This window comes from Sinorhizobium sp. 22678 (assembly GCF_052044265.1).
Taxonomy (GTDB): domain Bacteria; phylum Pseudomonadota; class Alphaproteobacteria; order Rhizobiales; family Rhizobiaceae; genus Sinorhizobium; species Sinorhizobium meliloti_A.
Genome location: NZ_JBQEMS010000010.1, coordinates 28,652 through 40,482, shown reverse-complemented (window position 1 = coordinate 40,482; position 11,831 = coordinate 28,652). Strand labels below are relative to the sequence as shown.

Sequence of the window (11,831 nt, the reverse complement as noted above, 5' to 3'; positions counted from 1 at the left end):
GTGGAATAGGGACAACAGTAGGTACGCTGGGGGTTCATCTATAGTTATAACTAAGGATTCCACCTGAGAGCTATCGCTCAAGGTTGACCTCGGTGAACACCAGAGGCCCCACCTGAGAGACTTCAGTCAAGACCGGGGGTAGGGCTCTGGATCGCACTCTGGCCCAGGCTGTGGTCAGGGGGAGTGAGGAGATAATCCTCCCCCTACCTCGCAGGTCACACCCGAGATCATCCCGAGTGCTGTGCCTCCTCCCGACCAAGGGTTCCGACTGAGGTGGATCGGAGGGCCGGAATGTTTGGTGGAAATTTCTGAGCGACCCAATCAGATCAACGGATGGGGCGCGACCCCCCGGTACCCCCCTCGATCCGCCCACGTTCTCCCTTCGTTCACGCTCTCGGCTGGCTATTGTCACAGCATTTGTCACTGCGCATGGCCTAGCGTGTTGTTTTCATTAGGATCGCGTGGGGATACGTAATCACCGGAACGGATCGTTGCCTTAGTGGAACCGTGGGCAGGAACCGAGCCAGGACCAAAGTCATCGAAAGGTCACGGCGCACGTTCGCTCATCGGTTTCATTCGTTCACTCACCATCATTCGAACATTCCCCTGCGTTCAAGCTGTGGTGCAACGATGTGCCTCGTGATTTGCTGCAGGGTGCAGCCGGTGGCCTGTCAGGTCGTGCCACGGAACTTCCAGTCATGGCAAAGCGATACGCGGGTCTGACCGAGGTGTACCTCCCGTAACCCGTTAGGTGGACTCGATTTTTTGTGCGATTGGACCCCTCTCCGGAGCGATATCTTTCCCCATATGGAGAGATTTTGTTTGTGCGCTTCTAAAAAATATCGATGTTAAATCAACTAAGTATGGCGTGACGTGGCTTTCCAGTGGTGAAACTCGTTGCGTGAGTGGAGAGATTAGAGGAGGATGAGATCCTCTCGCGGCAACACCGTCGGTATAGTCATGAGACGGAGCCACCCGGCGAGTTGGTTGAAGGATTTGTGAGCCAAGGGAACACCATTACGTGAGCAACATTGTGAGCATAACCGACAAGAAGAACGCGCGGCAGTTGATCTCCGTGGTCGAGGAATTTCGAAAGCTCGACCCCGAGATACAGGCCCAGACTATCATGGTCTTCCTCAGGGTGGTGGACCGCCCGGGGATAACGATGAAGGAACTGATCCAAGCGACTGGGTTGGCCTCTTCCTCCGTCAGCCGCAACGTCGCCGCTCTCAGCGAGACGCACCGTGGTGGTCAGCCCGGGCACAACCTGCTTCGGTCCTACGAGGATGCCATGGACCGACGGACAAAACGCGTCGAACTTACAGCGAAGGGCCAGCGCGTCTACGCGACCCTCGTGAGCATCTTGGGAGGCGAACAAGTATGACAGTCAGACCCAGAGGGAAGGGCTATCAGGCCGACCTCATGATCAACGGCAAGCGCTATCGCCCGACGTTCGCGACGGAAGCAGCGGCCATCACATGGGAGAGCGAGGCGCTACTCGCGGCCAAGCTCGGCAAACCGATCCCCCAGCCCACGGTCGACACTCTGGGCCAGCGCGGGTCGGCCCTCCGCACACTTGAAGATTTCTGGAAGGTCACGAAGAAGGATCGGTGGTCGGGCAAGAACAGCGGTGAGAAGCTGGCGCGGAACGCCGAGTTCTTCATCGACTGGAAAGGCCGCACGACGCCGATCAAGGACATCACCTCGCGTGACCTCTACGACTTCGTCGACTACCTCCGCACCGAGCTGAGCAACGATAACGCCACGATCAATCGCAAGATGTCGGCGGTGAAGGTCATGCTCAAGAAGGCCGTGCATGAGAGCGTGATCACGCAGGTCCCGTACATCGAGAAGTTCAAGGAGACGTCGGTCGGAAGCATCGACTTCCTCGACTTCGACGAAGAGGACCCGCTCATCCGGCAGCTCGACCACCACGGTTGGCAGCGCCTGTCGCAGCTGGTGTCTTTCCTGATCGACACCGGGGCCCGCATCAACGAGGCCAAGAAGCTGACCTACGACGACATCACCGCGAAGCATGTGATCCTGCGTGACCGGAAGTCGGGGCGCACCTCGTACATCCCGCCGACCGCTCGGGTTCGCGCCGTCCTGGCACAGTGCCGCATCGACGGTAAGGACCCAGCGCGGCCCTTCGGCGATCTGAACCTCGACACATGCCGTCGCCACCTGAACGTGGTCTACGAGAAGCTCGGCGGCAAGTACGTCCGGTTCACGCAGCCGTTCCACATCTTCCGCCACACCTGTGCGTCACGTCTGGCGATGCGCGGGATCGACGCCAAGCGGATCATGGACTGGATGGATCACTCCAACCTGTCGGTCACGCAGCGCTACATGAAGCTGTCACCCTCGGCCCTCGACGATGTCGCGGCGGCTCTGGAACCTGCGGTCCCGAACCTGCGAATTGTCCAGAGTTGACTGCGGAGTTGCAACTTATGGGCGGTCTCCGTAAGTTCTCGGGAGAGAACAGCAGGAGATCGTTCAGGTGTCGACAAACTGGCAATGCCCTTACTGCCACCACCATATGGTCATAACCGGCCAAAACTACAGCAGCACAATTGTACAATTGAACGGAAGGAGTGTGCGGGGGCAACGCCCTGCTTTGAACGTCACATCCATCTCATGCGCGAATGAGAAATGCAAGGAACTGACCATTGAGGTGCGACTGGGTAGCTGGGACGCAGGTGGTAGGAACGGACCTCATATCGTACAAGGTTCGACGACTTTAGAAAGAAGGTTGCTGCCAGAGGCGACGCTACTCGCCTTGCCCAAGGAAATCCCTGACGAAGTACAGCAGACCTATCGCGAGGCCAAGCTAATAGCACCGATTAGTGGCAGAGCCAGCGCTGCTATGGCGCGACGCTGCTTACAGGGCATTGTGCGGGACTTCTGGGACATTCCGGCGAACAAGCGCGGCAACTTGGGCGCGGAGCTGAATTACATCAAAGAGAGGATCGATCCCGGTCTTTGGGACGACATCCAAGCTGTGCGCAGCGTAGGCGACATTGGCGCCCACATGGAGAAGAACGTCAATGAGGTAGTCGACGTCTCTCCGCGAGAGGCTGGAATTCTCATTCAGCTGATCGAGACTTTGTTCCAAGACTGGTACATTCAACGCGCGAAGCGGCAGCAAACGAGTAACTCTCTTCGTGAGGTTCTCAAAGACAAACGTTCTCAACAGAAGGCCGCTAAGCAGCGATCTACCGGCGAGACAGACCAATCGGATACACCACAAATAGAGGAGAATGGGCAGCCCGGCTTAACGGCTTGATCTTGTGACAAATCCGTGTGACAAACCGGGCCGGTGACAGGCGGACGTGGTGAAACTGGTAGACACAACGGACTTAAAATTCGTCGCCTTATCAAAGGCTTACGGGTTCGACCCCCGTCGTCCGCACCACCAAATTAGGGACTTAAAATCCCTCGGGAAACCGTACGGGTTCGATTCCCGTCGTCCGCACCACGTTGATTTTGTTCGGAAAATCGAAAATATACTGCCCGCGTCGCTAAATACAAAAACGCGCTTGGCCCTACATTTGGTCCTATCGTTGCCGTAGTGGCCCCGCGCGGTTTGTCCTTTCCCACGCCTCCCCGCAGAGGCCGCGGCGCATCGGCCGTGCCGCCTCGTCCGAGAGCATGGCACTATCCAACGCCAGCGCCATATCCTCGGAGGTGATGGCTCGCAAGATCGCCTCGAAAGTCGATATCGAATGCTTGGCGAGTTCGGCCGACGAAAACGCCGGCCATATTCGGCGCCACGCTATCATCGCGGCTGGGCACACCGGCATGCTTCCGATGCCGGCAAGCGCTCGGCTCACATCGACGTCGCCGCGACAGATCGAGGTCGTCACCTCGTCCGGTTCGCATTTCGAGCGACGGCGGCGCGGATGATCGCTTCATGCGGCCCCCTGGCGCGTTTGCGCCCTCGGCGTTCAAGGGAGATGAGGAAAATGTTTTTGCGCCGAAAGCGCTGCCTCAATGCAGGAGAGCTGATCCATAAAATACCTCCGTCAGCCATGGCGGCGCGGAGGCTCTTCCAGGAGAGGGGCGGCGCCGGGCCAGTTTCTCGGCTCCGGGAAGCATAATAAGATAATTACGGAGGCGAAACGATCATCTGCTCGGCCGCTGTCGCAAGCCGCCACCGGACATAGACTCCCGCTGTGGGGACTGCTGAGGTTTGACGCCACGTGCTAGATGCTAGTTTGCGCCAAAAAGCGGTCATCTCGAACATGGTTGGCGATGACCAAAATGGGCCGTGTACCGCCTGTCTGCTTTGCGATTGCCGCTGGTCAATTGCAGACAAGCGCGACCGGCGGGTACACTTTATAGATTCGGAACCCGATGCCACCGGTGAGAACTTGTCTAGCGGACCAAACCAGCACTATCTCCCCCGCTTCCTTCAAAAGCCTTTCGGCATTCGGCCGAAGCGCAAAGAAATCTGGGTCTTCGCCCGTGGCGTCGCTCCTGAACCGAAGCGGCTTAAGGAAGTGGGTGCTTCGGAGTACTTCTATTCTGACCCTGCGGCCGATAGTGCACGTACTCTTGATGACGACATCACGGACATTGAGACACCTATTTCCAGAATATTAGCCGGTATCCGTGCCCAGCCTGTCGGCGCCGTCGTCAACTCGACCGACGCCGCCGAGATCGTGAACCATCTCGTGCCGCGCACCGCCCATGTTCGCGTGAATATGGAACGCGGTCCTACGCCCTTCAGTTCGCGGCAGACCTTCTTGGGCATTGCGCCGCGAGTGGCGCCGACCCTTTTGATGCCGAAGGCGAACTGTCGGCTGCGCTTGCAGATGTCGGTTTGCAGCAGTGGTTCCCCATCTTTCGTGAGCGACTTGAGCGTCTTCGGATGCGGCTCGGACGGTGGGAGTCCTTCGACGAGTTTCTCGCACTAGACGTCCATGTCGAAAGGTTGATGTGGCAATTGGGAATGTTGCCTTGGCACGGACCAGAAGGGCTTAGGATTGAGATCCCTCTAGGTACAGATATCGACAAGCTGCTCGAAAGCACAAACCGCTAAAAATGGCTCGATCATACGAGGTAAATGTACGGCAGCTTTTGAGTAAGCTGTTTTGCTCAACTAATGACCGGAATGGGGGCGCAAACCTGCTGTCTCCGCGCAACGAATTGGCGGTCCGCTTCGGGCCGACTGCCGCCATGTCGCTGAGGCGCCGTAGTAAGCCACCACTGGACAACGCCTAATACGCTTAAATAATGGTAGTTTATGGAAGACGATATCGCCCTAGCGCACAAGCATAGTGCTAACCATCGAGCGGAAATCGAAACGAGTTCACTCTGTGGCTGCTTCTACTGCTGCTCAACCTTCCCACCTAACGAGATTGATGATTGGGTGGACGATGACCGCACCGCTCTTTGCCCACGCTGCGGCATCGATTCCGTCATCGGTGACGCCTCCGACTTCCCCGTGACGACGGTCAATTTCCTGACACGGATGAAACAATATTGGTTCTAGACGTCCGCTTAGGGCTGAGTTGCGCCATGGCGCGAGCAGGTTCGGATGGCTGCAATGGGGTGGAAACGGGTGTTTCGACTCCGGCTCCGGAATGGTGGGCGGTCGCGCCGAGATCAGCGGCGGCCGGTTAGACGGGGTTAAAACCGGGCTATTGCCCACCAACTCAAAAACTACGCGCGACTCACCCGCGGGCCCCGGCAGTCCGTCCCGTCGTCCGCACCAGAACCGCCAGATTCTCCCACCAGCCAAGTGCTCCGCCTTCCGATTCCGGCATGCTACTGGCTTAGATCGCCAACTCTCAAGAGCCGGAGATCTCGAATGGTTGATCGACGCTTGCGCTCCTGCCGCTGTTGGTGTCGTTGAAGCGGTAGCGCAGCACATAATTCCCGGATGGTGCCCCGGCGACGTCGATCCTCAGCGTCGCATAGATTTCCTGGTTGCGCTGATAGCCCTTGAAGGTGAAGTCGCCGAACGCCTTCTGGCTGGCGAGCACCTCTCCCTTGGGGTTCAGGATGTCGAAGTCGACCGTGAAGCGTGTCTCGAGCTTGCCCTCGTCGCTTGCTTCCTTCCAGGTAAGTCCCACGGGCTCCACATAGGATATGAGCGTTTCGCCGGCTTCGAATACCGGGTCGGGCCGGGGCTCGTACATTGCAAAGCCCGCCGGTGCTTCTGTGACGAAAACCGCCTTGCCGATGGCGAAGGGAAGGGTCTGCGAAAAGTCGCCCACGGCCTTGCGCAAGGTTTCCTGCGCGCCGGCGGCATCGCCGGAGCTCGCCTGCTGTTCGGCCTTCGCCGCAGCGTCGGCAAGCGGACCCGCCTCTGCCTGCGTGTCGGCAAGCATGACGGTGGCGTTCGTGAGGGCCGCCAGCAGGAGCAGGTATTTCGGCATCGCGCTTTTCCAGAATGCCCGATCGCTCTGAGCTTTCGGTATTTGGCACCCCAAGTCAAGGCAAGGCTGAAGCGGGCGGCGGCCGTTACTGCTTCCAGAAGATCGGAGTGAGCACGACGAGGACGGTCAGGACCTCCAGACGCCCGAGCAGCATCATCAGCGACAGCAGATAGAGCTCGGGATCCTGGAGTGTCGAGAAATTGCCCGCAGGGCCGATAAGGCTGCCGAGGCCGGGGCCGACATTGGAGAGGCACGTGATCACGGCCGACACGGCCGTGACGAGATCATAGCCAAGGGCGCCCATGACCAGGCTGCCGAAGACCCAGAGCAGGATATAGGTGATGAAGAACAGCAGGATGGCGCGCTGCACGTCCGCGTCGACCGTATTCTTCCCGTACCGGACCGCATAAATCGCATTCGGGTAGACGAGCTTGTTCAGGGCAGACCGAATGGCGTTGAAGAGCACGACGAACCTATAGGCCTTCATGCCGCCCGCCGTCGAGCCCGAACAACCGCCGATGAAGGTGCATATGAACGCGACCATGACCGCGAACGGTCCCCAAAGGCTGTAGTCTTCGCTCGCATAGCCCGTGGTCGACAGTATCGACGTGATATTGAAGAAGGCATAGGTAAGCGCCAGGTGGAATTCGACACCGTTGGCGAGCCGGTGATAGGCGGCAACCGCAACCGAGAATGCCGTGAGATAGCCCAGAAATACGATGATCTGAGGATCGCGGAGCGCGTCCAGCCGTCCGCGCACGACGAGCACGATCAGGATGGAGAAGGGCAGGCTGCAGAGGGTCATGAAGAACGTGCTGACCCAGAGCAGGGGAATGCTGGAAAAGTAGCCGAATGACGCATCGTGAGTCGAAAAGCCGCCTGTCGCGACGGTCGTCATCGCGTGGTTGATCGCGTCGAACCTGTTCATCCCGAGCATGGCGTAGCTGATCGCGCACAGCAGAGTTATCGATACGTATACGACGAGGAAGGCGCGGCCGAAGCTTGCGAGCCGGGCAAAGGGTTTGTCGCTGGTGTCGGAGGATTCCATCTTGAAGAAGGACATGCCGCCGACACGCAGATAGGGAATGATGAACAGGCCGAGAACGACGATGCCTATGCCGCCGAACCAGCTCAGGAGCGACCGCCAGAGCAGGAGGCCGGGCGGCGCGTCATCGAGCCCGACGATTACGGTCGAGCCGGTCGTTGTTACCGCCGACACGGACTCGAACAGGGCCTGGGCGAAATCCAGATTCACCGAGGAAAGCCAGAGTGGAATGGCGCCGACGATCGAAAACACGATCCACAGGATGTTCACCACCAGGAAGCCGAATTTCTTCGAGAAGGGCGGAGGACCTGCGCGTGTCGCCATGAACGTCGTCGACGAGATTGCGCCCGTCATGAAGGCCGTCACGGCGAAGACCTGCCAGTCCGCGTGGCCGTAATAGAGATCGACCAGAGCCGGAATCAGCATCGCGCCGGAGAGATAGAGCCCCAGGATCGCCGCGAGATGGACAGCATGCCGGATCAGATTCGCGTTCAAGCTCTTGATTTCCTGCAAGCGGTTTGTCGGTGGGCCGGCGATCGCCCGAAGCGGGCGCGATAGTGCCGTGCGTGACTGATTCGTGTCAAATCGATGGTCTCCGGCGCGGCAATGTGCAATAGCGACTGCAATCGGCAAACTCAACGGGTGAAGTCACGTGATGAAGCAGGATGTTGAAAAAGCGGCAGCGGCAATGCGCGAAATCTTTCCGCCGACGCCGCTTCAGCTCAACGAGCACCTGAGCGCGCGCTATGGGGCGACCGTCTTCCTGAAGCGCGAGGACCTTTCGCCGGTGCGCTCCTACAAGATCCGCGGCGCCTTCAATTTCTTCCGCAAGTCGCTCGGCTCCGGAGCGGCCGGGAAGACCTTCGTTTGCGCGTCCGCAGGCAATCACGCTCAGGGCTTTGCCTTCGTCTGCCGTCACTTCGGCGTTCCCGGCGTCGTCTTCATGCCCGTGACGACGCCCCAGCAGAAGATCGACAAGACGCGAATGTTCGGGGCCGAATTCATCACGATCCGCCTCGTCGGCGATATATTCGATCAATGCTACAAGGCGGCGCGCGAGCATGTGGAAGCGATCGGCGGCGTCATGGTGCCGCCCTTCGACCATGAGGATATCATCGAAGGCCAGGCCACGGTTGCAGCGGAGATAGCCGAACAATTGCCTGCCGGCCTCGTCGCCGATCTCGTCGTCCTGCCCGTCGGCGGGGGCGGCCTGGCCGCGGGCGTGACCGGCTATTTGGGCGACAGCCTCTCGGCCGATCGCTTTCTGTTCTGTGAACCGGAGGGGGCGCCGAGCTTCAGGCGCAGCCTGGAACTCGGCAGCGTCGTTACGCTCGACCAGGTGGACAATTTCGTCGACGGCGCGGCAGTCGCACGGATCGGCGACCTGAACTTTGCTGCGCTCCGGAGATTTTCGCCGGAGCAGGTGTTGCTGCTGCCGGAGAATGCGATCTGCCTGACGATCACCGAAATGCTGAATGTCGAGGGCGTGGTTCTCGAACCCGCCGGCGCGCTTTCAGTCACCGCACTGGAAGCGCTTGGCCGCGACAGTCTCGAAGGCAAGATCGTCGTAGCGGTCGTTTCCGGAGGCAATTTCGACTTCGAGCGTCTGCCGGACGTGAAGGAGCGGGCCATGCGCCATGCGGGGCTCAAGAAATACTTTATCCTGCGGATGGCGCAGCGCCCGGGCGCGCTTCGCGATTTCCTCGGTCTCCTGGGCGAGGAGGACGACATCGCCCGGTTCGAATATCTGAAAAAATCGGCCCGAAACTTCGGCTCCGTGCTTATCGGTATCGAGACGAAGCACGCCGAGAATTTTCCGGTCCTCAAACAGCGTTTCGATGCAGCGGGACTGCGCTACCAGGATATCACCGAGAACGAGATGCTGGCCAACTTCGTCATTTGAGAAGGCGGCACGTGACCGGCGCCGGTTCACCAATTTTCGCTTTGACAGGGCCGGCGAGCACAGCTAACTGTGAGACATGGCATCGTTTTTCTCGAAATTATTCGGTCGCTCCGGCGGCTCTGAAACGCAGGCGCAGCCTGCGGCAGGCAAGTCCGAGAACTATGCGGATTGCGTAATCCGCGCGACGCCTCAGCGGGAGGGGTCGCAGTACCGGCTTGCCGGCAGTATCGAAAAGTCGATGCCTGACGGTGCAACGAAAGTCCGCAGCTTCATCCGGGCAGATCTCTTCACCTCCGAGCAGGACGCCATCGACTCGGCGTTGCGCAAGGGACGGCAGATCATCGACGAGCAGCGCGCGGCCCTTTTTGCCGACGACGCTCAGTCCCGGCCAGTCTGACGTCCGGTACCTGTGACGAGCACAGGGGCCAGGCAATCAAACAAGCCGAGCCGGACGAGGAAAAGCATGTTCGGCTCTCCGCCCGCATCGGGAGTCAAAGCTTGATCCTGAACCGGGCGAAACCGTCGCTGCCGTCGCCTGCATCCTCGATCTTCACCGCCTTGACCTCCGCCAGGAATCGACGCGCCTTCGGGCCGCTATCGAACAGCACGCTCGTGTCCTTCTGCGGCGCGAATGTCCAGTTGGCGTCCGCGGAGGGGTTGATCGTTCCCTGTTCGACGATGTAGCGCACGATGACGTCACGGTTGGTGTCGGGCGCGACGAAGACGACCTTGTCGCCGGCGATGCCCGGAAAATTGCCGCCGCCGCCGGCACGGTAGTTGTTGGTCGCTACGACAAATCTCTGCTTGGGATCTATCGGCTTGCCATCGTATTTCAGGTCGCGGATGCGGCTGGCCGCCGGGTTCGCCACGTTGCCGTCCTTGTTGTATTTCGCAGGCTGCGAGAGGTCGATCTGGTAGGTGACCCCGTCGATCACGTCGAAGTTATAGGAAGGGAAGTCGCCATTGATCAGGCTTGCATCGGCTGATCCCGGCGCAATCCGGTTGAAGATGCCGGCGGACATTTCGAGCCAGTTGCGCACCTCGTCGCCGGTGATGACGACCGCCTGCACCGTATTCGGATAGAGATAGAGGTCGGCAACGTTCTTGATGGCGATGTCGCCCGCTGGAACGTCCGTATAGTACTCGGCGCCGCCGCGCCCGCCGGCCTTGAACGGCGCCGCGGCGGAGAGGACCGGCAGGTCGCGGTGCTCGGTGTCCTTGAGCATGTCGCGGATATACCAGGTCTGGGCCTGGCTCACGATCTGCACCGACGGATCGTCCGCGACGAGCGCGAAATAGGAGTAGAGCGGGGCCGACGTTTTGCCGACGGGGGTGCGGACATAGGCGAGCGTCGCTTCGTGGTCCTTCTGCGCGGCTGCCAGCACTTCCGGCTTGTCGCCGACCTCGGCGATCACCTTCTTTTCTTCCCGGCGAAAGATGGGCCGCGCCTCGCTTGTCGAACCGATCACACGCCACTCACCCCCGTCGCGTTCGAGCAGGAGATCGATGAGGCCGAGATGCGATCCCCAGAAGCCGCCCATGACGCCGGGCTTTCCGGAAATCAACCCTTTGGCATTGTCGACGCCCGGAGTTCCGTCGAACTTGGGTCCCGGAAAATCGAGGTGGCTGTGGCCGGTGACGATGGCGTCGATACCCTCGATTGCCGCCAGGGGTACGGACGCGTTTTCGAGATTTTCGGCATAGGCCTGCTGCCCTATGCCGGAATGGGACAGAGCGATGACGATGTCGGCACCTTCCTCACGCATCTGCGGCACCCAGGCTTGCGCGGTCTTGACGATGTCGCGCGCATTCGCCTTGCCTTCCAGGTTCTTGGCGTCCCAGGTCATGATCTGCGGCGGCACGAACCCGATGAGGCCGATGCGGATCGGGTGTTCCTGACCGGCCCCGTCCTTCACTTTCCGGTCGAGGATCACATAGGGCTTGAGGAAGAGCTTGTCCTGGCGCGGGGCGGCGGCCATGGCGCCATTGGTCAGATTGGCGCAGACGATCGGAAAGTTTGCGCCGTTGATCACATTGAACATGAAGTCCAGGCCGTAATTGAACTCGTGATTGCCCAGCGTGCCGCAGTCGTAGCCGAGTACGTTCATCGCGGCGATGACCGGATGCATGTCGCCTTCCTTCATGCCGCGCTTGTAGGCGATGTAATCGCCCATCGGATTGCCCTGAAGAAAATCGCCATTGTCGACGAGGATCGCGTTCGTCGCCTCGGCGCGGATGGCGTCGACGATCGAAGCGGTGCGCGCCAGGCCGAGCGTGTCGTTCGGCTTGTCGGCATAGTAATCGTAGGGAAAGACATGGACGTGCAGGTCCGTGGTTTCCATGATCCTGAGATGCGCCTGGTTCGCAGCCGCGCGGGTCGCGAAGGGATGCAGCACGACACATGCCGACGTGGCGGCAAGACCGCCGAGCAGGGTCCGGCGCGAAATGGGATGCAAAACGGTCATCGGTGATCTCCCCTCGAAAGCGCGTTCAGATA

At 59.8% G+C, this 11,831-nt stretch carries 10 protein-coding genes and 1 tRNA gene; 8 read left to right on the top strand and 3 right to left on the bottom strand.

Features of this window, described 5'->3' with window-relative positions; all coding sequences use genetic code 11:
• Nucleotides 1-1,021 precede the first annotated feature (1,021 nt).
• From ACTJKL_RS16410 to ACTJKL_RS16385, 6 genes are all read left to right on the top strand, one after another.
• A complete protein-coding gene (locus ACTJKL_RS16410; protein WP_440853321.1) occupies nucleotides 1,022-1,384 on the top strand; it encodes a winged helix DNA-binding protein in 363 nt (120 codons plus the stop codon).
• Between the two features lie 38 nt (nucleotides 1,385-1,422).
• Nucleotides 1,423-2,433, top strand: a complete 1,011-nt coding sequence (locus ACTJKL_RS16405; RefSeq protein WP_440853320.1) for a tyrosine-type recombinase/integrase — start codon at nucleotides 1,423-1,425, stop codon at nucleotides 2,431-2,433.
• Nucleotides 2,434-2,500: 67 nt separating this feature from the next.
• Nucleotides 2,501-3,286 (top strand): DUF4145 domain-containing protein, encoded by a 786-nt coding sequence (locus ACTJKL_RS16400; RefSeq protein WP_440853319.1) that lies wholly within the window; start codon nucleotides 2,501-2,503, stop codon nucleotides 3,284-3,286.
• Nucleotides 3,287-3,326: 40 nt separating this feature from the next.
• Nucleotides 3,327-3,415, top strand: a tRNA-Leu gene (locus ACTJKL_RS16395).
• Between the two features lie 236 nt (nucleotides 3,416-3,651).
• Nucleotides 3,652-3,906: a hypothetical protein gene (locus ACTJKL_RS16390; protein ID WP_440853318.1), complete on the top strand. Its 255-nt coding sequence runs from the start codon at nucleotides 3,652-3,654 to the stop codon at nucleotides 3,904-3,906.
• Between the two features lie 311 nt (nucleotides 3,907-4,217).
• Nucleotides 4,218-4,919 (top strand): DUF4238 domain-containing protein, encoded by a 702-nt coding sequence (locus ACTJKL_RS16385; protein WP_440853317.1) that lies wholly within the window; start codon nucleotides 4,218-4,220, stop codon nucleotides 4,917-4,919.
• 876 nt (nucleotides 4,920-5,795) lie between these two features.
• On the opposite strand, the gene ACTJKL_RS16380 is transcribed toward ACTJKL_RS16385, so the two are convergent.
• On the bottom strand, nucleotides 5,796-6,386 hold the full coding sequence (locus tag ACTJKL_RS16380) for a hypothetical protein (protein WP_100674249.1): 591 nt from the start codon (nucleotides 6,384-6,386) through the stop codon (nucleotides 5,796-5,798).
• An 85-nt stretch (nucleotides 6,387-6,471) separates the two neighbouring features.
• Complete coding sequence (locus ACTJKL_RS16375) at nucleotides 6,472-7,926, bottom strand: TrkH family potassium uptake protein (RefSeq protein WP_100674319.1); 1,455 nt, start codon at nucleotides 7,924-7,926, stop codon at nucleotides 6,472-6,474.
• Nucleotides 7,927-8,086: 160 nt separating this feature from the next.
• Here ACTJKL_RS16375 and ilvA point away from each other — a divergent pair, with 160 nt between their 5' ends.
• Nucleotides 8,087-9,334 carry a threonine ammonia-lyase gene (gene ilvA, locus ACTJKL_RS16370; protein WP_100674250.1) on the top strand — a complete coding sequence of 416 codons (1,248 nt, stop codon included), beginning with the start codon at nucleotides 8,087-8,089 and terminating at the stop codon, nucleotides 9,332-9,334.
• 76 nt (nucleotides 9,335-9,410) lie between these two features.
• Nucleotides 9,411-9,731: an HlyU family transcriptional regulator gene (locus ACTJKL_RS16365; protein WP_100674251.1), complete on the top strand. Its 321-nt coding sequence runs from the start codon at nucleotides 9,411-9,413 to the stop codon at nucleotides 9,729-9,731.
• Between the two features lie 94 nt (nucleotides 9,732-9,825).
• On the opposite strand, the gene ACTJKL_RS16360 is transcribed toward ACTJKL_RS16365, so the two are convergent.
• On the bottom strand, nucleotides 9,826-11,799 hold the full coding sequence (locus tag ACTJKL_RS16360) for a bifunctional 2',3'-cyclic-nucleotide 2'-phosphodiesterase/3'-nucleotidase (protein WP_440853316.1): 1,974 nt from the start codon (nucleotides 11,797-11,799) through the stop codon (nucleotides 9,826-9,828).
• Nucleotides 11,800-11,831 lie beyond the last annotated feature (32 nt).

Excerpts from the sequence above, each read along its gene's own strand:
- ACTJKL_RS16405 (WP_440853320.1), top strand. The coding sequence starts at position 1,423 with ATGATCAACGGCAAGCGCTATCGCCCGACGTTCGCGACGGAAGCAGCG.
- ACTJKL_RS16390 (WP_440853318.1), top strand. The coding sequence starts at position 3,652 with ATGGCACTATCCAACGCCAGCGCCATATCCTCGGAGGTGATGGCTCGC.
- ACTJKL_RS16380 (WP_100674249.1), bottom strand. The coding sequence starts at position 6,386 with ATGCCGAAATACCTGCTCCTGCTGGCGGCCCTCACGAACGCCACCGTC.
- ilvA (WP_100674250.1), top strand. The coding sequence starts at position 8,087 with ATGAAGCAGGATGTTGAAAAAGCGGCAGCGGCAATGCGCGAAATCTTT.
- ACTJKL_RS16365 (WP_100674251.1), top strand. The coding sequence starts at position 9,411 with ATGGCATCGTTTTTCTCGAAATTATTCGGTCGCTCCGGCGGCTCTGAA.
- ACTJKL_RS16360 (WP_440853316.1), bottom strand. The coding sequence starts at position 11,799 with ATGACCGTTTTGCATCCCATTTCGCGCCGGACCCTGCTCGGCGGTCTT.